This window comes from Pseudomonas sp. B14(2022) (assembly GCF_012030485.1).
In the GTDB taxonomy this organism is placed as follows: Bacteria; Pseudomonadota; Gammaproteobacteria; order Pseudomonadales; family Pseudomonadaceae; genus Aquipseudomonas.
The window spans coordinates 284214-305928 of sequence record NZ_JAAUVM010000005.1 but is presented as its reverse complement, the minus strand read 5'-3'; the positions used below and the strand labels follow the sequence as shown (position 1 = coordinate 305928).

The following is a 21715-nucleotide window of genomic DNA, read 5'->3' as shown; positions in this document are numbered from 1 at the left end:
CGCCAGTCAGTTGCCTTGAACCCACGCACATTGCCGACCCCTAACCTTCATAGCCCAAGAAAAAGGAGATCGGCATGCCCCTACGTATCGAAAACCAACTGTGCTACTTCATGCTTGATGACAACGGCCAGGAACAGAGTGTGCCGGCGACAAGGGTCAATATCGTTACCGACACCGACAAATCCATGTCTTACGTGGAACTGGCAGCTGAGCGGATCTATATCACCGAAGCCGAGGCCGACGCCCTGACGGTGGCAGGTGCCCACGATGGCCGCCAACATGTAAAGACTGAAGAACCTGGTTCGCTGATTTAATTGATCTGTATCAGTACTGCTTCGACAGGGCTGCATCCCTTCAGCCACGGGGTGCAGCACATTGACGCAGGCGCTTGCACAAAACCCATCTGATCCGCTTTTTATCGACACACCTGAGTCTGTTATGCAAACAGACCGGCGCCCATAGTTCATCGGCCTGATGGAGGCTGATGAGCGAACGACCATGAGCGAACGAATCCCAACCGTGGAAACCTTTGAGCCGATGCACCCAAAGAAGGTGAAGGCCAAATCCAGCGACAACCTGATCCATACCCGCAGTTTCACCGGCCTGTTCCGCACCTTGCGCGTGGGCGGCGCGGGCTTTCTGTTCCTGGCGTTCTTCGGCACCGTGTGGCTGAACTGGGGTGGAAGGCAAGCCGTGCTGTGGGACTTGGCCGAAAGCAAATTTCATATTTTTGGCGCCACCTTCTGGCCCCAGGACTTCATCCTGTTATCGGCTTTGCTGATCATCTGCGCCTTCGGCCTGTTTGCGATCACGGTGTTCGCCGGTCGCGTGTGGTGTGGCTACACCTGCCCGCAAAGCTCGTTTACCTGGCTGTTCATGTGGTGCGAAAAGGTCACCGAGGGCGAGCGCAACCAGCGCATCAAGCTGCAAGCGGCGCCCTGGAACCTGAACAAGCTCGCGCGGCGCTCGGCCAAACACACGTTGTGGCTGAGCATCAGCGTCCTCACCGGGCTGACCTTTGTCGGCTACTTCACGCCGATCCGCCCACTGACCGCCGAACTGCTGACCTGGCAAATGGGTGGCGTGAGTCTGTTCTGGGTGCTGTTTTTCACCGGTGCTACCTACATCAACGCCGGTTGGCTGCGCGAAGCGGTGTGCATGCACATGTGTCCGTATGCGCGATTCCAGAGCGTGATGTTCGATAAAGACACGCTGACTATTTCCTACGACAGCGCCCGTGGCGAGCATCGCGGCCCGCGTAAACGCGAGGTCACGCCGGCCGATGTCGGCCTCGGCGACTGCATTGATTGCCAGCTGTGCGTGCAGGTCTGCCCCACCGGCATCGACATTCGCGACGGCCTGCAAATGGAATGTATCGGCTGTGCGGCGTGCATCGACGCCTGTGATTCGATTATGGACAAGATGGGCTATGCCCGTGGTCTGGTGAGCTACACCAGCGAGCATCAATTGCAAGGCGGCAAGACCCACCTGCTCAGGCCACGCCTGATCGGCTACAGTGCCGTGTTGCTGGTGATGATTGCCGCGCTGGTGGTGGCACTGGTGGAGCGGCCGATGGTCTCGCTGGACGTGACCAAGGACCGTGGCATGTTCCGCGAGAACGCCCAGGGTCAGATCGAAAACATCTACAGCCTCAAGGTCATTAACAAGACCCAGCAGCGCCAGGAATACCGCCTGGAACTGGTGGATGCCGAAGACTTCCAGTTGCAGGGCAAGACCGAGATCAGCCTGGCGCCTGGTGAAATCAGTGACGTTCCGGTCTCGGTGGCGTTGCTGGCCGACAAGCCGGCGAGCAGTTCGCAGACGTTGCGGTTCAAGGTGACAGACGTGGATGCACCGAGCATTTACAGCCTTGCCGATAGCCGATTCGTGGCGCCGCTCAACCGCTGAGACCTCGGTATCGAAAAATGATGAAGGTCACATGTGGGAGAGGCAAGCCCCCTCCCACAGTGGGATCTCCACTCATACAAAACATCTGTTTAAGGCCAAAATGAAACGCTACGAAAAATTCGCCGACGACATCGCAGAACTGATCCGCTCCGGCGTGCTCGGCCCCGGCCAGCGTGTGCCCTCGGTGCGCTATGCCAGCCAGACCTATGGCGTCAGCCCGTCCACGGTGTTCCAGGCCTACTACCTGTTGGAGCGGCGCGGGTTGATCCGTGCACGGCCGCGCTCCGGCTATTTCGTCAACACCCATGCCCCCAGCCCGTTCTCCGAGCCGGTGGTGAGCGAGCAGGTGCATGAGTCCACCGAAGTCGATGTCAGCGAGTTGGTGTTCTCAGTACTCGACTCAATCAAAGACCCCAATACCGTGCCCTTCGGCTCGGCCTTCCCCAGCCCCATGTTGTTCCCGTTGCCACGCCTGGCCCGTTCCCTGGCCAGTGCCAGCCGCGAAATGGACCCGCGCCTGGTGGTCACCGACATGTCGCCGGGCAACCCGCAACTGCGTAGGCAGATTGCCCTGCGTTATATGGTCGGCGGCCTGATGCTGCCCATGGAAGAACTGCTGATTACCAACGGCGCCCTGGAAGCGTTGAACCTGTGCCTGCAAGCGGTCACCGAACCGGGCGACCTGGTGGCTATCGAGGCCCCGGCGTTCTACGCCTGCCTGCAAGTGCTGGAACGCCTGAAGCTCAAGGCGGTGGAAATCCCCGTACACCCGCGCGACGGCATTGACCTGGGTGCCCTGGCGCAAACCCTGGAGCGCTACCCGATCAAGGCCTGCTGGACCATGACCAGTTTCCAGAACCCCATGGGCGCGACACTGCCGGAAGCGAAAAAACAGGCGCTGGTGGAACTGCTGCGTAGCCACCAGGTGCCGCTGATCGAGGACGATGTGTACGCCGAGTTGTACTACGGGCAGCAGGCCCCCAAACCGGCCAAAGCCTTCGACACTGAAGGCCTGGTGATGCACTGCGGTTCCTTCGCCAAGAGCCTCGCGCCGGGCTATCGCGTCGGCTGGGTGGCCGCTGGGCGCTATGCGCAGAAAGTCGAGCGCTTGAAGTTGATGACCTCGCTGTGCCCCTCGATGCCGGCACAAGCGGCGATTGCCGACTACCTGCAGCACGGCGGTTATGACCGGCATCTACGCAAGCTGCGTTATGCCCTGGAAGAACAGCAAAGCGCGATGCTGGCCGCCATCGCCCGCTACTTCCCGGCCCAGACGCGGGTGAGCCAACCGGCCGGCGGGTATTTCCTGTGGCTGGAATTGCCGGAGCAGACCGATTCGTTGAAGTTGTTCCAGATGGCGCTGGCGCAAGGCATCAGCATTGCACCCGGGCCGATTTTCTCGGCGACGCAACGCTTCAGAAACTGTATTCGCCTGAACTACGGCAGCCCATGGACCGAGGCCTCGGAGAAGGCGATGGAGACGTTGGGGCGGATTGTGCGATCGTTTTAAGTTGTGGCGTTGCGCTTTCTGACGCTATCGGGGGCAAGCCCCCTCCCACATTTTGAGCTGTGAATACTCTCAAGTGTGGGAGAGGGCTTGCCCCCGATGGCGCCGGTGCAGGCACTGCGTCACTAGCGACCGCCACCCAAATCCAAAAAAGTCCCCGTGGCATACGACGCCTTGTCCGACAGCAACCAGATAATCGCTTCCGCCACTTCATCCGGCCGACCGCCACGCGCCATGGGAATCCCGGACTCCAGCTTGCTGACCCGGTCCGGGTCGCCGCTCAGGGCGTGGAAGTCGGTGAAGATGTAGCCGGGGCGCACCGCGTTGACGCGAATGCCCTCGCCGGCCACTTCTTTGGACAGGCCCAGGGTGAAGGTGTCGAGCGCACCCTTGGATGCGGCGTAGTCGACGTATTCACCCGGCGAACCCAGGCGCGCGGCCACCGAAGACACGTTGACGATACTGCCGCCCTGCCCGCCATGCTTGGGCGACATGCGCAGCACCGCGTGCTTGGCACACAGGATCGGGCCGAGCACATTGGTCTTGAGGATATTCAGGATGCGGAACTCGGACATCTCGTCCACCCGCGACTTGTGCCCCACAGTGCCGGCGTTGTTCACCAATGCCGTGACGCGGCCCAGCTCGGCGTCGACACGGTGGAACAATGCAATCACTTCATCTTCGATGCTGACATCCGCGCGCACCGCAATGGCCTGGGCACCCAGGCCGCGCACCCGTTCCAGGACGCTATGGGCGGCTTTTTCGTCGGAGTGGTAGTTGATGCAGATGCGATAGCCCTCGCGCGCCGCCAGCAAGGCCGTTTCGGCGCCAATGCCGCGACTGCCCCCAGTGATGATGACAACTTTGTCCATGCGTGCGGTCTCCTGATCGAAGCGGGTGTACGGGGTGGATCCAATACTAACCGTCACGCAAGGCTTTTGTCAGGCATCGCTGCGTCTTCGGCGCGCTGGATATCGGCCATGAAGCTGTCCGCCGGCAGCGGGTGGCCGAGCAGGTAACCTTGCAGGGAGTTGCAGCCCAGTCGCGTGAGGAAGCTCTGCTGCACATTCGTCTCCACCCCTTCAGCGACAATCCGCAGCCCCAGGGCCTGGCCGAGGGCAACGATGGCCGAGACGATGGCCGCGTCGTCGCTGTCGTGCTCCAGGTCACGCACAAACCCACGGTCGATCTTCAGCTCGTTGGCGGGCAGGCGCTTGAGGTACATCAGGCTCGAATAGCCGGTACCGAAGTCGTCGATGGACAGGTCCACGCCCATGTCCGACAGCTGCTGCAACACCGTCATGCTTGCATCAGCATCGCTCATGGCGGTGGTCTCGGTAATTTCCAGGGTCAGGCTGTTAGCCGGCAACCGGTGCCGGGCAAGTGCGCCGGCGACGCTGTTGACCAACCCGGCGTGGCAGAACTGCAACGCCGACAAGTTCACCGCGATACGCCAGTGCTCATAACCCTGGGCGTACCATACGCTCATTTGGCGACAGGCCTCATTGAGCACCCATTCGCCGATGGGGATGATCAAGCCGGTTTTTTCCGCCAACTCGATAAAAGTGGCCGGCAACAACAGGCCTTGTTGTGGATGCTCCCAGCGCACCAGCGCTTCAGCCCCCACCGGGATGCCACTGAGCGCATCAAACTTGGGCTGGTAGTACAGACGAAATTGCTCTTGCTCAAGGGCATTGCGCAGGTCTTGCAGCAACTGCAATTGCTTGCGCGCATTGGTGTTCATCGACACATCAAAGAAGCTGTAGCCGTTCTTGCCCATGCCCTTAGCGTGGTACATGGCGGCGTCGGCGTTCATCAACAGCTCCTGGGGGTTGTTACCGTTGCCCGGGAACATCGCGATGCCGAGGCTGGCGGAAATTTTCAACTCATGCTCGGCCACCTGGAACGCGCGGTTGATCAGCATCACCTGGCGTTCGGCGAGGCCAAGGGCATCGTCGGACTGCGTCAACTGCACCAGCAAGACAAACTCGTCACCACCGATACGCGCCAGGGTGTCATGGCTGCGCAGGTCTTCGCGCAGGCGCAGGCCGACTTCGCGCAACAACTGGTCACCCATGTGATGACCAAAAGCATCGTTGACCGGCTTGAAGCCGTCCAGGTCGATAAACATCAAGGCGAAGCAACCGCCCTGCTCTTTTACCGCTTCAATGGCCTGTTGAATGCGATCCGCCAACAACGTGCGGTTGGGCAGGCCTGTGAGCATGTCGTGCAGGGCCAAGTGAGTCAGTTCCTGGTTGGCCAGGGACAAGGAGTCGGCGAGCACGGCGGTGCGTGCTTCCAGACGGGCATCGAGCAACGAGGTGAGCAATGCAATCGCCAGCACCGCCAGTGTCGTGACCAATACCAGGTTATCCAGGCCCTTGCCGCTCAAGCCGTCCAATGCCGCACCGCAGAAGCTTTCATCGGCAAAACGTGCCGCCGCCATACCGGTGTAATGCATGCCGACAATGGCGAACCCCATCACCATCGACGCCCCGCCTCGGGCCAGGCGCACAAACGGGGTATTACGGCGCAGGTTAAATGCGATCCACAATGCGGCACCGGAAGCCGCCACCGCGATCAGTAACGAAGCGCCGAACAACGTGGGGTCGTAATCGATACCCGGGGTCATGCGCATCGCGGCCATGCCGGTGTAGTGCATGCTGGCAATACCGCTGCCCATGACCAGCGCGCCGAACGCCAGTTGCCAGGCGGGCAAACGGGCTTGGCTGACCAGCCATAACGCAAAGCCGCTGGACAGCACCGCGATCAACAACGACAGGCCGGTGATACCCACGTCAAAGCCCAGCGCGAACGGCAAGCGCAACGCCAGCATGCCAATGAAGTGCATGGACCACACCCCCACGCCCATCGCCAGAGCACCGCCGGCTATCCATAAATAAACAGCGTGCCCTTTGGCCGTCGCGATGCGGCCGCTGAGGTCCAGCGCGGTGTAGGAAGCCAAGATCGCGACAAACAGGGAGATCACGACCAGCGAGGGTGAATAACTACCGATGAGCATGGGACTTCTCGTGGGCATCGGACCTGAAACGCCCGTGCCAAGTGGCAAAGCGCGCGATTGTAGCGAGAATAATTATTGGATAGTTGATTAATTATCAGAGGGCCATTAATGGCAATTTGACGCCAATCTACTGGCTCGAAGACCCACATGATTTAGGGCCATGGCTCGAAGGCACGTGCGTTTTCAGGTACGCCCAAGCGCTATCCCACTTCGGATAACTGAGCAAAAAGAGGCGAACCATGCGCCTTTAGCAGGCCTTCATCTTTGCTACAACCGGGAAGAGTATGAGGTGTGCGGGGAGAATAGATGGCTTTGAAAACAAGGTCGTAACCTATCGTTCTCGAGCCGGAAAAGAGTACGAAATTAAAGACTCGGACACTCGATTTTTAAAATTCAGAGTCTCCGGTGAGATAGGAGAAATTCTAAAATACGTCCCTTTGAAATCTAATCTTCTTATATATGCCAATACAACCGCCCTTCCTCCGGGAGGGGAGCTAGTAGCATTTGATAGCAGCAGAGGTACGGATTTAGGTCGGCGGCCTGTATTGGGGAGCTGCTATATAAGCAAGCTCCCTGCCAAGGAACCCCCGTCCTCCTCAAGATCAATCCTTCTCGGCAATCGGCGTCTGCCCATCCCAGCCACCGCCCAGTGCGGCGATCAGTTGCACGCTGGCCACCAGGCGGCTCTGTAGCAGGGTCAGCACGGTACGCTCGTTGCTCAGCGCAGTGGCCTGGACAGTCACTACGTCCAAGTAGGCAATCAACCCGGCCTTGTACTGGTTCTGGGTCAAGCGCAGCGATTCTCGGGCGGCCTCAAGCGCTTCGTTGCTGACTACCGCCTCGTCTTCCAGCACCTTGAGCTGGACCATGTAGTTTTCCACTTCACGGAAGCCGTCGAGCACGGTCTGGCGGTACTTGGCCACGGTTTCGTCGTAGGACGCCACAGTGCGGTCGACTTCCGCAGAGCGCTGGCCGCCGTCGAACAGGGTCATGGCGAGTTTCGGCCCTACCGACCAGAAGCGATTCGGCAGGCTGATCCAGTCGGCATAAGTGCTGCTGGAATACCCACCGGCCAGGCTCAGCGTCAGGTCCGGGTAATAGGCGGCCTTGGCCACGCCGATATTGGCGTTGGCGGCGATCACCGAGCGTTCGGCCGAAGCAATGTCCGGGCGACGCTCAAGCAACTGCGACGGCAGGCTGACCGGAATCTGCGGCAGCGCCGGAATGTCCTTGCTCACCGCCAGGTTGAAGTTGGCCGGTGCCTCGCCAATCAATACGGCGATGGCGTTTTCCAGTTGGGCGCGCTGCCAGATCAGGTCGATGAGGCTGGCCTGGGTGGTCTTGAGCTGGGTTTGCGCCTGGGCCACCGCGTCCTTGCCGGAGACGCCGGCACGGTATTGGTTTTCGGTCATTTGCAGGGAGCGCTGGTAGGTCTCCAGGGTCGCTTGCAGCAGGCGTGTCTGCTCGTCCATGACCCGCAGTTGCAGGTAGCTTTGCACCAGTTCCGACTGTTGGCTCAGGCGCATCGCGGCCAAGTCCGCCGAGCTGGCTTCGGCGCTGGCCTCGTTGGCCTCCAGGCCACGGCGCAATTTGCCCCAGATGTCCGCTTCCCAGCTCACGCCCAACTGTGCGTTGAGCGTGTCGCGAATCCCGCTGCTGGAACTGCTGAGGCTGGCGCTGCTGCTGCCGGTGCCCTGGCTGGCACGGGTTTTACCGGCGCTCAGGTCGACGCTCGGGTAAAACGCCCCGCGTGAACTGCGCACCAGCGCCTGGGCCTGGCGAAAGCGCGCTTCGGCCTGGGCCACGGTCTGGTTGGAATTATTCAGGCGCAGCACCAGGTCGTTGAGCTGGCGATCACCATACAGCTCCCACCAGGCGCCACGGGCCAGCGAGTCGCTGGGGGTGGCCTGGCGCCAGCCCTGGGCTTCCTTGAATTGCGCGGGCTCGACGACTTCCGGACGCTTGTAATCCGGGCCGACGGCGCAGGCGCTGAGCAGTGCGCCGCAAAGCACCAGACTCGCAACACGGGAACCACGGATCATGGCCAATTTGGCAAAGGTTGAATCGGTCATAGCGCAGTGTCCAGGGCAGCATCGGTACGCACGCCGCGCCAGGCGTTGAAGCGGTGGCGCGCGCGGTCGAGATAGAGGTAGACCACCGGGGTGGTGTAGAGGGTCAGGACCTGACTGAAGATCAGGCCACCGATAATGGTCAGGCCCAAAGGACGACGCATTTCCGCGCCATCGCCAGCGCCGAGCAGCAACGGCAAGGCACCGAGGATGGCCGCCAGGGTGGTCATCAGGATCGGCCGCAAACGCAGCAGGCAAGCACTGCGGATCGACTCCAGCGGGCCCATGCCGTCGTTACGCTCCAGTTGCAGGGCGAGGTCGATCATCAGGATCGCGTTCTTCTTCACCACGCCGATCAGCAGGAACAGACCCAGCAACGAGATCAGGCTGAACTCGCCGCCCGTCAGGTAGATCGCGAGCATGGCGCCGACACCGGCCGACGGCAGGGTCGAGAGGATCGTCAGCGGATGAATGTAGCTCTCATACAGAATGCCCAGCACCAGGTACACCGCCACCAGAGCGCCGAGGATCATGAACGGCTGGCCCTTCTGCGTGGCGGCAAATGCATCGGCGGTGCCGGCCATCTTGGCGATCACGTCTTCCGGCAGGCCGACCTTGGCAATCGCCCGCTCGATCGCGGCCGTGCCCTGCTCCACCGTAACCCCTGGCGCCATGTCGAAGGCGATGTTTTCCGAGGCGAACTGGCCTTCGTGGCTGACGCGGTCGTTCGCCAGGCTGTTCTCGTAATGGGCAATGGTCGACAACGGCACCCGCGCGCCGCTGGAGGTAATCACCTGCATCTGGTTGAGGGTGATCGGGTCCTGGGCGTATTTGGGGTTGACCTCCATCACCACCTGATACTGGTTGAGGCTGTCATAGATGGTGGAAATCTGCCGCTGGCTGTAGGCGTTGTTGAGCACTGCCGTGACCATGTCCATGTCGATGCCCAGGCGCTTGGCCTGGTCGCGGTCGACAATCAGCGTGACCTGGGCCGCGCCGCGCCCTTCACGGGCGTCAATGGCCGTCAGTTCCGGCAGCTCACGCAAGGCGGCCACGACTTTCGGGTACCACAGGCGCAGCGCTGCGAGATCACCGCTTTGCAGGATGTAGGAATACTGCGCGCTGGTCTGGTCACGGCTGCCGCCAAATTGCAGGTCCTGGTCGGCCATCAGGAACAGACGCCCGCCCGGTACCAGCGGTACGTCCTTGCGCAGCCGCTCGATCACCGCCTGGGCAGAAATCCTGCGTTCGCTGATGGGCTTGAGGCGCACCAGCATCACCGCATTGTTGGTGCCGTTGTTGCCACCGATAAAGCCGGCCACGCTGAGCACCGCCGGGTCCTTGAGCACCGCCTTGCGGAAGATTTCCATCTTCGGCTGCATGACGCTGAACGACAGGCCGTCATCGCCGCGCACAAAGCCGATCAATTGGCCGGTGTCCTGTTGCGGCATAAAGGTCTTCGGCACCACCACGTAGAGCGCCACGTTCAAACCAATGGTCAGCAACAGGCTGAGCAGGGTCAGGCGGCGGTGGCGCAGCACCCAGTCCAGGGTGGTGGCGTAGCCGGCGACCATGCGGTCGTTGATCTTCTGGCTCCAGCGCTGCAGGCCGGTCATCTGCCCTTTCACGTGGGGCTTGAGCCAACGGGCGCAGAGCATCGGCGTCAACGTCAGCGAGACGATCAGCGACACGATGATCGCCGCCGACAAGGTGATGGAAAACTCGCGGAACAGGTTGGTGACGATCCCGCCCATGAACAGGATCGAGAGGAACACCGCCACCAGCGACACGTTCATCGACAGCAGGGTAAAGCCGACTTCCTCGGCACCCAGGTAGGCGGCCCTCATCGGTGGCACACCCGCGTCGATGTGCCGGGAAATGTTCTCCAGCACCACGATGGCATCGTCCACCACCAGGCCGGTGGCCAGGATCAGCGCCATCAGCGAAAAGTTGTTCAGCGAGAAACCGTACAGGTACATCACCGCGAAGGTGCCCACCAGTGACACCGGCACCGCCAGGGTTGGAATCAGCGAGGCGCGGAAGTTGCCGAGGAACAGGTACACCACCAGGATCACCAGCCCCACCGCAATCAGCAGGGTCATCTCGGCTTCATGCAGGGTCGCGGTGATCACCGGCGAGCGGTCCATGGCCAGGCTGAGCTTGACGCTGGACGGCAGCACCGCCTGCAACGCCGGCAGTTGTGCCTTGATCTGCCTGACGGTTTCGATGATGTTGGCGCCGGACTGGCGGTTGATCACCAGCAGCACCGCCGCATCATTGTTGAAGAAGCCACTGTTGTAGCGGTCTTCCACGCCGTCGCTGATCTTTGCCACGTCCTTCAGGCGCAAGGCAGCGCCGTCCTGGTAGCGGATCAGCAGCGGCTCGTAGTCCTTGGCTTTTTCCAGCTGGTCGTTGGCCTGGATCTGCCAATTGCGCTCACTGTCTTCCAGGGAGCCTTTGGGCCGGCGCTGGTTGGCATTGGCGATGGTGTTGCGCACGTCGTCCAGGGCCACGCCGTACTGGTCGAGGGCCTTGGGTTCCAGCTCGATACGCACCGCCGGCAGGGAGCTGCCGCCGATCTGCACTTCGCCCACGCCCGGCACCTGGGACAGGCTTTGGGAGAGGATGGTCGAGGCCAGGTCGTACAACTGGCCCTTCTGCAACACGTCCGAGGTCAGCGACAGCACCATGATCGGTGCCTGGGACGGGTTGATCTTCTTGTAGGTGGGCATGCTGCGCATGCCGCTGGGCAGCAGGTTGCGCGAGGCATTGATGGCTGCCTGCACTTCCCGCGCGGCACCGTTGATATCACGGTCGGAGTCGAACGCTAGGATCACCCGGGTGGAGCCCTGGCTCGACGAACTGCTCATGGTGGTGATGCCGGCAATCGCGCCGAAGGAGCGCTCCAGCGGCGTCGCCACGGTGGACGCCATCACCTCGGGGCTGGCGCCGGGCAAGCTGGCCGAGACCACGATCACCGGGAAATCGATCTGTGGCAGCGGCGACACCGGCAGCAGGTTGAAGCTGACACCGCCCAGCAACATGATCGCCAGGCTCAGCAGCATGGTGGCCACCGGTCGGCGGATGAAAGGTCCGGACAGGTTCATGACTCAACCGGCTCCAGGCTTTGCGGCTCTTTACGCCAGCGGCGGCCGAGGCGATCGAAGTACAGGTAGATCACCGGCGTGGTGAACAGCGTCAACACCTGGCTCACCAGCAAGCCGCCGACCATCACCAGGCCGAGGGGCTGGCGCAATTCAGCGCCGGAGCCGGTGGCCAGCATCAACGGCACTGCACCGAACAGCGCAGCCAGGGTGGTCATCAGGATCGGCCGGAAACGCAGCAGCGCCGCCTGGTAGATCGCGGTCTGCGGGTCCAGGCCCTGATTGCGTTCGGCGTCGAGGGCGAAGTCGATCATCATGATCGCGTTCTTTTTCACGATACCGATCAGCAGGATGATGCCGATGATCGCGATCATGCCCAGGTCGTTGCCACTGAGCAGCAAGGCCAGTAAGGCCCCTACCGCTGCCGACGGCAAGGTCGAGAGAATGGTGATCGGGTGAATGTAGCTCTCGTAGAGCACACCGAGCACGATGTACATGGTGACCACCGCCGCCAGGATCAGCAGCAAAGTGCTCGACAGCGACGCTTCGAAAGCCTGTGCCGCGCCCTGGAACTGGGTCTGCACGCCCACCGGCATGCCGATGTCCTTCTGCGCCTGGTTGATCAGCTCCACGCCTTTGCCCAGCGCAACGCCGGGGGCCAGGTTGAACGACATCATCACCGCCGGGAACTGGCCGATATGCGCAATTGCCAACTGCGCCTGGCGCTGTTCCACATGGGCCAGGCTGGACAAGCGCACCTGACCGCCGTCGGTGGTTTTCACGTGGATCTGGTTCAGCGCCGCCGGGCCCAGGGTTTCTCCCGACTGGGCCTGCAAGACCACGCGGTACTGGCTGGCCTGGGTGTAGATGGTGGAAATCTGCCGCTGGCCGAACGCGTCATAGAGGGCATCGGTGATGGTCGACACACTGACGCCCAGGCGCGAGGCCGCATCGCGGTCGATCACCAGGTACACCTGCAGGCCTTTGTCCTGCAGGTCACTGGCGACGTCGGTGAGTTCCGGCATCTGGCTCAGCGCATGCACCAGCTTGCCGCTCCACAGGGCCAACAGGTCGGCGTCCGGCGAGGACATGCTGAATTGGTACTGGGTGCGGCTGACACGGTCTTCGATGGTCAGGTCCTGCACCGGCTGCATGAACAGGCGGATGCCCACCAGCTTGTCGATCTGCGGTTGCAGGCGGGTAATCACCTGGGCCGCGCTCAAGTCGCGCTGGCCGTGGGGCTTGAGGTTGATCAGCAAACGGCCGCTGTTGAGGGTGGCGTTGTCACCATCCACACCGATATAGGACGACAGGCTTTCCACCGCCGGGTCGGTGAGGATGATTTTCGCCAGTTCCTGCTGGCGCTGGCTCATGGCGGCGAATGAAATCGACTGCGGCGCCTCGGAGATCCCCTGGATCACCCCGGTGTCCTGCACCGGGAAAAAGCCCTTGGGCACCACCAGGTACAGCACCACCGTAAGGCCCAAGGTCGCGATGGCCACCAACAGGGTCAGCGGCTGGTGCTTGAGCACCCATTGCAACTTGCGCCCATAGGCTTCGATCAGCCAGTCGATCCAGGCGCCGCTGGCCTTGTAGAAACGGCTCTGCTCTTCTTCCTTGGGCTCGCGCTTGAGCAAACGCGCGCACATCATCGGCGTGAGCGTCAGGGACACCACCAGGGAAATCAGGATCGCCACCGCCAGGGTGATGGCAAACTCGCGGAACAGCCGCCCGACCACGTCAGCCATGAACAGCAGCGGGATCAATACGGCGATCAGTGACAGGGTCAGGGAAATCAGGGTGAAGCCGATCTGCTTGGCGCCCTTGAGCGCGGCGGCCAGCGGCGTCTCGCCTTCCTCGATATAGCGCGAGATGTTCTCCAGCATCACGATGGCATCGTCCACCACAAACCCCGTGGCGATGGTCAGGGCCATCAGCGTCAGGTTGTTGATGGAGAACCCGGCCAGGTACATCACGCCAAAGGTGCCCACCAGCGACAGCGGCACGGCAATCGACGGAATGATCGTCGCGCTGACCCGGCGCAGGAACAGGAACGTCACCATCACCACCAGGGCGATGGCGATCAGCAATTCGTGCTGCACATCGGTGACCGAGGCGCGGATGGTCTGGGTGCGGTCGGTGAGGACGGTCACGTCGAGGCCGGCCGGCAGGTTGTCGGTGATGCTCGGCAGCAGCGCCTTGATGCGGTCGACCACCTCGATCACGTTGGCACCCGGCTGGCGCTGGATATTAAGGAGCACGGCCTGGTTTTCATTGGCCCAGGCGGCGAGGCGTTCGTTTTCCGCGCCGTCGACGATCTGTGCCACATCTTTAAGGCGCAGAGGCGCGCCATTGTTGTAGGCCAGGATCAGTTCGGCGTATTGCTGCGGCGACACCAACTGGTCGTTGGCATCGAGCATCGACACCCGCGTGGGGCCGTCAAAGTTGCCCTTGGGCTGGTTGACGTTGGACGCGGCGATCAGGGTGCGCACGTCGGACAGGTTCAAGCCGTTGGCCGCCAGGGCTTCGGGATTGACCTTGATGCGCACGGCCTGGCGCTGGCCACCGGCGATGCTGACCATGCCGACGCCGCTGATCTGCGCGATCTTTTGCGCCATGCGCGTATCGACCAGGTCATTGAGCTTGGGCAACAGCATGGTCTTGGAGGTAATGGCCAGGGTCAGCACCGGGGTATCCGCCGGGTTGACCTTGTTGTACACCGGCGGCGCCGGCAAATCCTTGGGCAGCAGGTTGGTGGCGGCGTTGATCGCAGCCTGCACCTGTTGCTCGGCGACATCCATATTGACATCGAGGTTGAAACGCAGGGTCAGCACCGACGCACCGCCGGAACTGGTGGACGCCATCTGGGTCAGGCCGGGCATCTGCCCGAACTGGCGCTCAAGCGGCGCGGTGACCGCGCTGGTCATCACATCGGGGCTGGCGCCGGGGTACAGGGTCATCACCCGGATTGTCGGGTAATCCACCTGGGGCAGCGCCGAGACCGGCAACAAGCGGTAGGAAATAATGCCGGCCAAAACAATCGCCAGCATGCTCAGCGTGGTGGCGACCGGGCGAAGGATAAACAGCCGCGACAGGTTCATGAACCGACCTTTTGCGCCTTGCCGGCGGTGGTGCCGGTCTCCCCTTTAGCCGCTGGCTTGCCTTGCAGGTGTTCGGTTGGCGTCGTCGGCACTTCGCTGCTGTCATTGACCACTTCGATCTCGCTGCCATCCTTGAGGCGGTCGGTGCCTTCAAGCACCACGCGGTCGCCGGCGACCAGGCCTTCCTTGATCACGGTGTTGTCGCCATCGGTGTCACCCACCACCAGCGGCTGGACCTTGACCTTCTTGTCGCCATCGAGCTTGTAGACAAAGGTGCCGGTGTTGCCGAACTGAATCGCGGCGGAAGGCGCCAGCACCACGTTGTGCAAGGTATCGGCAAGCAAATGCACGTTGACGAACTGGTTGGGGAACAGCGCCTGGTCCTTGTTATCGAAACGCGCCTTGAATTTCAGGGTGCCGGTGGTGACGTCGATCTGGTTGTCCAGGCTCTGCAGCACGCCGGTGGCCTGCTGTTTCACGTCGCCACGGTCCCAGGCTTCCACGGGCAGCTTGTTGCCGGCGCGATAACGGGCGAGCACGGTTTCGAGGTTGTTTTCCGGCAGGGTGAAGGCCACGCTGATCGGTTGGGTCTGGGTGATCACGGCCAGGAAGGTGGTGTCGTTGGCCGCCACCAGGTTACCCACGTCGACCTGGCGCAAGCCGACGCGACCGCTGATAGGCGCGCGGATCCTGGTGAACTCGAGGTTGAGCTTGGCGTCGTCCACCGCGCCCTGGTTGGTCTTGACCGTGCCCTGGTATTGCAGGACCAGCGCTTCGGCGGTGTCCAGGGTTTGCTTGGCGATACTGTCCTGGGCATATAGGCCACGATAACGCTCGACATCGACCTGGGCGTTTTTCAGCAGGGCCTGGTTCTGCATCAGCGTGCCCTGGGCCTGGAGCAAGGCGTTCTGGTAGCTGCGCGGGTCGATCTCGGCCAGCAGGTCGCCGGCCTTGACCATCTGCCCTTCTTCAAAAGCGATCTTGACCAGCTCGCCGCCCACCCGACTGCGCACATTGATGGTATTGAGCGCGGTGACCGTGCCCAAGGCCTTGTAGTACACCGGGAACTCCCCCAGCACCGCCGGCGCCACACGCACCGGCACCGGGCCGGTGGACCCGCCGAAGCCCGGGCGCGCCATGCCGGTTTTGCCGGTGTGCCCGGCCGGTGCGTCTTTGTGGGCGGCGCCGCTGGGCCAGAATTTCCAGCACAGGCCGGCGATAACCAGCAGCACGAGCAGGCCGAACAGCCAGCGGCGGGAGTTGCGGGGGGAGGATTGCATGGAGTGATCAACCATTGGGCGCGAGAGCTTCTTCTTCGGGAGGCTGAAAGATAAGCACTGGAGCGCTTTAAGAAAAGCGCCTTTACCGGCTATTTACCTTGGGCTTACAACTTTTAACTTCTGCGGCTTAGTCCGACAGCTATTTCGCTAAGCGCCTGACATGCAAATAAAAACGGCCTGGACTAGGCCAGGCCGCAATCATGTATCGAACGTGTTACTGCAAAACGACAGTAATGCGCCGAAACAGTTACTTCAAAACAGCCAGGGCCGCTTCGTAGTTCGGCTCTTGGCCGATTTCCGAAACCAGTTCGCTGTGCAGCACATTGTTGTTTTCGTCCAGTACCACGACAGCACGGGCGGTCAGGCCTTTGAGTGGGCCATCAGTAATTGCCACGCCGTAATCGACTGCGAAACCAGGGTCACGGAAGTCCGACAGGCTCTTCACGTTTTCCAGGCCTTCGGCGCCGCAGAAACGCGCCTGAGCGAATGGCAGGTCAGTGGAGATGCACAGCACAACGGCGTTGTTCAGCTCGTTGGCCTGGGCGTTGAACTTGCGTACCGAAGTCGCGCAGGTCGGGGTGTCGACGCTTGGGAAGATATTCAGCACTTTGCGCTTGCCGGCAAAGGTAGCCAGGGTTGCATCCGACAGATCGCCGGCGGTCAGGGTGAAGTCTGCAGCTTCAGAGCCGACTTTCGGCAATTCGCCTTCAACCTGGACAGGGTTCCCACGAAGGGTGACTTGAGCCATGAACAGAATCCTTATGCTGGGTTTTGGTTAAACGAATTCGAGAGGCGGAAGTTAACCACAAAGTGCCGTGGCTACCTACCGCCAGACACAAATTGTCATGCCACGCGGTTGTGGTTTAATTGCGCGCTTTGCGCCTGCCCTCCAAGGAAACCGTTGTTGATGAATCAGCCCGCCACCAAAGTCCTGGTCATTGGTTATGTCTGGCCGGAGCCGCGTTCCTCGGCCGCGGGCGGGCACATGATGCAGATCCTCGAAATGTTTCTTACGCAAGGTTGGGACATTACCTTCAGCAGCCCCGCAGCGCTGGGCGAGCACAAGGCCGACCTGCTTGCGCTGGGCATCGCCGAATGCGCGATTGAGCTCAATAACAGCAGTTTCGACGATTTTATCCGCGAACTAGCCCCCGACATCGTGCTGTTCGACCGTTTCATGATGGAAGAGCAGTTTGGCTGGCGCGTGGAGAAATGCTGCCCCGACGCCCTGCGCGTGCTGGAAACCGCCGACCTGCAAAGCCTGCGCGACGCCCGTCACCAGCGTCTCAAGGCGCACCTCAAGGCCCATCCGGGCAGCGACGACTTCACTGCGCTGTTCGCCCCGGCCCTGGAGGAAGAATTCCAACTGATGGCCGACACCGACCTGGCCAAGCGCGAAATCGCCGCGATCTACCGCTGCGACATCAGCCTGATGATCTCCGACGTGGAAATCCGCCTGCTCACCGAACAGTTCAAGGTGCCGGCCGCCCTGCTCCACTGGTGCCCGCTGATGATGACGCCGCCAACCGACGCCTTCGTACCGTTCGAAGAACGTGCGCACTTCCTCAGCATCGGCAACTTCCGCCACGCGCCGAACTGGGACGCCGTGCTGTGGATGAAGAACAGCCTCTGGCCGCTGATTCGCCAGCAACTGCCGGGCGCCCAACTGCATATCTATGGTGCCTACACCCCGCCCAAGGCCACCGCACTGCATAACCCGGCGCAAGGCTTTCACGTGATGAACTGGGCCGAGGATGCCCTGCAAGTGATGACCGCTGCGCGTATCTGCCTGGCGCCCTTGCGCTTTGGCGCGGGCATCAAGGGCAAGTTGGCCGATGCGATGCTGTGCGGCACGCCCAACATCACCACGCCGGTGGGTGCCGAGGCCATGGGCAATGAACAGCCCTGGCCTGGCGTGATCGAACCGAGCGCCGCCGCCCTGGCCGCTGCCGCGGTGAGTTTGTACCAGGACCGCGAGCGTTGGACCCAGGCCCAGGAGCACGGCCGCCAGCTGCTGGCGCGCCGCTATGACCAAAACGTGCATGGTCCCGCGTTGGTGGAGAGCCTGGAACGCTGCCGCAGCCATCTCGCCGCCCACCGTCGGGACAACTTCACGGGCAGCATGCTGCGCCACCACGCCCATAAAAGTACGCAGTACATGTCCCAATGGATCGAGGCAAAAAACCGGACCGTGTAAACGCCGGTGCTGGCGAGGTCGTGCGCGAGGGGGCATTATCCTACGCAGCAACCACAATAAAGCGACGGCAGCATGACCCGAGCAACGCGAATCACCGACCCTTCCTACGAGCTGATGGACGATCACAACGGTCTGTCCATCATCTATCGCCAGCATGGTTTCCCCTGCCCGCTGGTGCGCTGGCATTTCCACAAGGAATACGAACTGCACCTGATCGTCGCCAGCTCGGGCAAGGTGTTTATCGGCGACTATATCGGCAACTTCTATCCGGAAAGCCTGTTCCTCACCGGCCCCAACCTGCCCCACAACTGGATCAGCCAGGTGGAGGAAGACGAAGTGGTGCCCAAGCGCGACATGCTGGTGAACTTCACCGATGAGCTGTTCGAGCAGGGCAGCCACATTTTTACCGAACTGAAAATGCTGGCACCGTTGCTGGAGCGCGCTCAATACGGCATCGAGTTCCGCTGCAAAAAAACCATCGCCCAGGCCATGACCCTGATGCAACGTATCGAAGACGCCCAGGGCATGGCGCGCCTGGGGCACTTCTTCATCTTGCTGGAAGTGCTGAGTAGCTGTGAGGACTACCACCTGCTGTCCGGTGTGACCACGCCGCAACTGGCCGATGAACACAGTATCGACCGCACCAACCGCGCGGTGGACTACATTTTCGCCCACTACGCGCGCGAGTTGCCCCTGGAGGAAGTGGCGGAACACCTGGGGATGAAGCCGACGTACTTTTCCCGGGTGTTCAAGCAGGCGACCGGGCGCACATTTATCGAGTTTGTAAACCGGCTGCGCATCAGCAAGTCGTGCGAGCTGCTGGCCGATGGCGACAAGGCCGTGACGGATGTGTGTTTTGAATCGGGCTTCAACAACATCTCCAATTTCAACCGGCGATTTCAGCAGCTCAAGGGCATGACACCCTCTCACTACCGCCGCCTGGCGGTACAGCGCTTGACCGAGCAGAACCTGGCCTAATGGTGATCGCTCCCACGTAGTGGACACGATCCTCGAGTGCAAAAAAGTATCAGTCCAAGTGTTCCCAAGGATTTGTCACAGCCCCGTTTGAAGGCTGTAATCAACGCACACTCTTCCTGACTGCTCGTAGGAAGACACAACAACAATAACTGTCCTTCTGTAGCCCCTGGGCGCGGAAATGGAGTGCGCGATGAAGTTCACAGCAAAAGCTCTGCTTGCCTGTACCTGTATGACCCTCAGCGCCGTCAGCCTTGGCGCGCAAACCCTGACCATTGCCACCGTCAACAACAGCGACATGATCCGCATGCAGAAGCTCTCGAAAACCTTCGAGGCCGAGCATCCGGAGATCAAGCTGAACTGGGTGGTGCTCGAAGAAAACGTACTGCGCCAGCGCCTGACCACCGACATCGCCACCCAGGGCGGGCAGTTCGATGTGTTGACCATCGGCATGTACGAAGCCGCACTCTGGGGCGCCAAGGGTTGGCTCGAACCGATGAAGGACTTGCCGGCGTCCTACGACCTCGACGACGTATTCCCTTCCGTGCGTGACGGTTTGTCCGTCAAGGGCTCGCTGTACGCCCTGCCGTTCTACGCTGAAAGCTCGATCACCTATTACCGCACCGACCTGTTCAAGAACGCCGGGCTGAGCATGCCCGAGCACCCGACCTGGAGCCAGATCGGCGAATTCGCGGCCAAACTCACCGACAAGAGCAAAGAGCAATACGGCCTGTGCCTGCGTGGCAAAGCCGGTTGGGGTGAAAACATGGCGCTGATCACCACCCTGGCCAACGGCTACGGCGCGCGCTGGTTCGATGAGAAATGGCAGCCGGAATTCAACGGCCCAGAGTGGAAGGACGCGCTGAACTTCTACGTCGACAACATGAAGAAATCCGGCCCGCCCGGCGCTTCCAGCAACGGTTTCAACGAGAACCTGGCGCTGTTCAACAGCGGCAAGTGCGCGATCTGGGTCGATGCCAGCGTCGCCGGCTCGTTCGTCACCGACAAGACCCAAAGCAAAGTGGCTGACCATGTCGGTTTCACCTTTGCCCCGCACGAAAAAACCGACAAAGGCACGTCGTGGCTGTACTCCTGGAGCCTGGCGATCCCGACCAGTTCCAAGGCCAAGGACGCCGCCAAGGTGTTCACCAGTTGGGCCACCTCCAAGGAATATGGCGCATTGGTCGCCAAGACCGACGGCGTAGCCAACGTGCCGCCAGGTACGCGCAAGTCGACCTACAGCGACGAGTACATGAAGGCTGCACCGTTCGCCAAGGTGACCCTGGAATCGCTGAAAGTCGCCGACCCGACCAAACCGACCCTCAAGCCGGTGCCGTATATCGGTATCCAGCTGGTGACCATTCCTGAGTTCCAGGCGATCGGAACCCAGGTCGGCAAGTTCTTCTCCGGCGCGCTGACCGGCCAGCAAACGGTCGATGCTGCACTGACCGCCGCGCAGACCACCACCGAGCGTGAAATGAAGCGGGCGGGTTACCCCAAGTAACCGGGGCCTCACCACAGTTCAGTGTGGGAGGGGGCTTGCCCCCGATAGCAATCTACCAGTTGATGATTTTGTGACTGATACACCGCTATCGGGGGCAAGCCCCCTCCCACACTGACCGCACTCCGATCCTTGCTCCGCACTGGTCTTGATTATCATGAATACACCACCCAAAAACCGCCTGGCCAACCCCGGCTGGTTCCTCGTCACGCCCTCGGTTGCCATGCTGCTGCTGTGGATGATCGTGCCGCTGTGCATGACCCTGTACTTTTCACTGATCCGCTACAACCTGCTCTACCCCGGTGAAAACCAATTCGTCGGGCTGGAGAACTTCACTTACTTCATCACCGACTCGGGTTTCCTGCCCGGCGCCACCAATACGTTGTTGCTGGTGGGCAGCGTGCTGCTGATCAGCGTGGTGTTCGGCGTGTTGATCAGTGCCCTGCTGGAGGCCAGTGAGTTCCTGGGGCGGGGCATCGTCCGGGTGCTGTTGATTTCGCCCTTCTTCATCATGCCCACCGTCGGTGCGCTGATCTGGAAGAACCTGATTTTTCACCCGGTGTCGGGGATTCTCGCCGCCGTGTGGAAGTTCTTCGGCGCCGAGCCGGTGGACTGGCTGGCGCACTACCCGCTGCTGTCGATCATCATCATTGTGTCGTGGCAATGGCTGCCGTTCGCCATCCTGTTGCTGATGACCGCCATGCAGTCCCTCGACCAGGAACAAAAGGAAGCTGCGCGCCTGGACGGTGCCGGCGCCATCGCGATTTTCTGGCACCTGACCCTGCCCCACCTGGCCCGCCCGATTGCCGTGGTGGTGATGATCGAAACGATCTTCCTGCTCTCGGTCTTCGCCGAAATCTTCACCACCACCAACGGTGGCCCCGGCTACGCCTCGACCAACCTCGCCTACCTGATCTACAACCAGGCATTGGTGCAGTTCGACGTGGGCATGGCCTCGGCCGGCGGCTTGATTGCCGTGGTCATCGCCAATATCGCGGCGATCATCCTGGTGCGGATGATCGGCAAAAACCTGACTGACAAGCCTTGAGGG

At 61.3% G+C, this 21715-nt stretch carries 14 protein-coding genes; 7 read left to right on the top strand and 7 right to left on the bottom strand.

The genetic code is table 11. The features are described 5' to 3' along the window. Positions 1 to 74: 74 nt before the first annotated feature. From HCF10_RS10995 to mapR, 3 genes are all read left to right on the top strand, one after another. Positions 75 to 314: a DUF3203 family protein gene (locus HCF10_RS10995; RefSeq protein WP_145337325.1), complete on the top strand. Its 240-nt coding sequence runs from the start codon at positions 75 to 77 to the stop codon at positions 312 to 314. Positions 315 to 498: 184 nt separating this feature from the next. Next, positions 499 to 1908 (top strand): cytochrome c oxidase accessory protein CcoG, encoded by a 1410-nt coding sequence (ccoG, locus tag HCF10_RS10990; RefSeq protein ID WP_131696553.1) that lies wholly within the window; start codon positions 499 to 501, stop codon positions 1906 to 1908. A 100-nt stretch (positions 1909 to 2008) separates the two neighbouring features. Continuing rightward, positions 2009 to 3418, top strand: a complete 1410-nt coding sequence (gene mapR / locus HCF10_RS10985) for a GntR family transcriptional regulator MpaR (RefSeq protein ID WP_027606390.1) — start codon at positions 2009 to 2011, stop codon at positions 3416 to 3418. A 122-nt stretch (positions 3419 to 3540) separates the two neighbouring features. On the opposite strand, the gene HCF10_RS10980 is transcribed toward mapR, so the two are convergent. The 7 genes from HCF10_RS10980 to tpx form a co-directional block, all read right to left on the bottom strand. Next, positions 3541 to 4287, bottom strand: coding sequence for an SDR family oxidoreductase (locus tag HCF10_RS10980; RefSeq protein ID WP_131696554.1), 747 nt, complete (start codon positions 4285 to 4287; stop codon positions 3541 to 3543). A 53-nt stretch (positions 4288 to 4340) separates the two neighbouring features. After that, entirely contained in the window at positions 4341 to 6437 is a 2097-nt protein-coding gene (locus HCF10_RS10975) for a putative bifunctional diguanylate cyclase/phosphodiesterase (protein ID WP_167655505.1), read from the bottom strand. A 602-nt stretch (positions 6438 to 7039) separates the two neighbouring features. Next, the gene (locus HCF10_RS10970) at positions 7040 to 8509 is read right to left on the bottom strand and encodes an efflux transporter outer membrane subunit (protein ID WP_131696558.1); all 1470 of its coding nucleotides are present in this window, start codon (positions 8507 to 8509) and stop codon (positions 7040 to 7042) included. Next, positions 8506 to 11613, bottom strand: a complete 3108-nt coding sequence (locus HCF10_RS10965; RefSeq protein WP_167655504.1) for an efflux RND transporter permease subunit — start codon at positions 11611 to 11613, stop codon at positions 8506 to 8508. The genes HCF10_RS10970 and HCF10_RS10965 overlap by 4 nt, the downstream gene beginning before the upstream one ends. Next, positions 11610 to 14711, bottom strand: a complete 3102-nt coding sequence (locus HCF10_RS10960; protein WP_145337322.1) for an MdtB/MuxB family multidrug efflux RND transporter permease subunit — start codon at positions 14709 to 14711, stop codon at positions 11610 to 11612. The genes HCF10_RS10965 and HCF10_RS10960 overlap by 4 nt, the downstream gene beginning before the upstream one ends. Then, the gene (locus HCF10_RS10955; RefSeq protein WP_167655503.1) at positions 14708 to 16006 is read right to left on the bottom strand and encodes an MdtA/MuxA family multidrug efflux RND transporter periplasmic adaptor subunit; all 1299 of its coding nucleotides are present in this window, start codon (positions 16004 to 16006) and stop codon (positions 14708 to 14710) included. The genes HCF10_RS10960 and HCF10_RS10955 overlap by 4 nt, the downstream gene beginning before the upstream one ends. Positions 16007 to 16238: 232 nt before the next feature. Further along, a complete protein-coding gene (tpx, locus tag HCF10_RS10950; RefSeq protein ID WP_131696562.1) occupies positions 16239 to 16739 on the bottom strand; it encodes a thiol peroxidase in 501 nt (166 codons plus the stop codon). A gap of 159 nt (positions 16740 to 16898) precedes the next feature. On the opposite strand from tpx, the gene HCF10_RS10945 reads away from it, so the two are divergent. The 4 genes from HCF10_RS10945 to HCF10_RS10930 all read left to right on the top strand — a co-directional run bounded on the left by HCF10_RS10945 (position 16899) and on the right by HCF10_RS10930 (position 21712). Then, entirely contained in the window at positions 16899 to 18188 is a 1290-nt protein-coding gene (locus HCF10_RS10945) for a glycosyltransferase (RefSeq protein ID WP_167655502.1), read from the top strand. Positions 18189 to 18260: 72 nt separating this feature from the next. Further along, entirely contained in the window at positions 18261 to 19166 is a 906-nt protein-coding gene (locus HCF10_RS10940) for an AraC family transcriptional regulator (protein ID WP_131696564.1), read from the top strand. A 190-nt stretch (positions 19167 to 19356) separates the two neighbouring features. Next, positions 19357 to 20667, top strand: coding sequence for an ABC transporter substrate-binding protein (locus HCF10_RS10935; RefSeq protein WP_145337318.1), 1311 nt, complete (start codon positions 19357 to 19359; stop codon positions 20665 to 20667). 154 nt (positions 20668 to 20821) lie between these two features. After that, positions 20822 to 21712, top strand: a complete 891-nt coding sequence (locus HCF10_RS10930; RefSeq protein ID WP_145337317.1) for a carbohydrate ABC transporter permease — start codon at positions 20822 to 20824, stop codon at positions 21710 to 21712. Positions 21713 to 21715 lie beyond the last annotated feature (3 nt).

Excerpts from the sequence above, each read along its gene's own strand:
- HCF10_RS10980 (WP_131696554.1), bottom strand. The coding sequence starts at position 4,287 with ATGGACAAAGTTGTCATCATCACTGGGGGCAGTCGCGGCATTGGCGCC.
- tpx (WP_131696562.1), bottom strand. The coding sequence starts at position 16,739 with ATGGCTCAAGTCACCCTTCGTGGGAACCCTGTCCAGGTTGAAGGCGAA.
- HCF10_RS10930 (WP_145337317.1), top strand. The coding sequence starts at position 20,822 with ATGAATACACCACCCAAAAACCGCCTGGCCAACCCCGGCTGGTTCCTC.
- HCF10_RS10975 (WP_167655505.1), bottom strand. The coding sequence starts at position 6,437 with ATGCTCATCGGTAGTTATTCACCCTCGCTGGTCGTGATCTCCCTGTTT.
- HCF10_RS10960 (WP_145337322.1), bottom strand. The coding sequence starts at position 14,711 with ATGAACCTGTCGCGGCTGTTTATCCTTCGCCCGGTCGCCACCACGCTG.
- HCF10_RS10995 (WP_145337325.1), top strand. The coding sequence starts at position 75 with ATGCCCCTACGTATCGAAAACCAACTGTGCTACTTCATGCTTGATGAC.
- HCF10_RS10945 (WP_167655502.1), top strand. The coding sequence starts at position 16,899 with ATGAATCAGCCCGCCACCAAAGTCCTGGTCATTGGTTATGTCTGGCCG.
- HCF10_RS10965 (WP_167655504.1), bottom strand. The coding sequence starts at position 11,613 with ATGAACCTGTCCGGACCTTTCATCCGCCGACCGGTGGCCACCATGCTG.
- HCF10_RS10955 (WP_167655503.1), bottom strand. The coding sequence starts at position 16,006 with ATGGTTGATCACTCCATGCAATCCTCCCCCCGCAACTCCCGCCGCTGG.
- ccoG (WP_131696553.1), top strand. The coding sequence starts at position 499 with ATGAGCGAACGAATCCCAACCGTGGAAACCTTTGAGCCGATGCACCCA.
- HCF10_RS10970 (WP_131696558.1), bottom strand. The coding sequence starts at position 8,509 with ATGACCGATTCAACCTTTGCCAAATTGGCCATGATCCGTGGTTCCCGT.
- HCF10_RS10935 (WP_145337318.1), top strand. The coding sequence starts at position 19,357 with ATGAAGTTCACAGCAAAAGCTCTGCTTGCCTGTACCTGTATGACCCTC.
- HCF10_RS10940 (WP_131696564.1), top strand. The coding sequence starts at position 18,261 with ATGACCCGAGCAACGCGAATCACCGACCCTTCCTACGAGCTGATGGAC.
- mapR (WP_027606390.1), top strand. The coding sequence starts at position 2,009 with ATGAAACGCTACGAAAAATTCGCCGACGACATCGCAGAACTGATCCGC.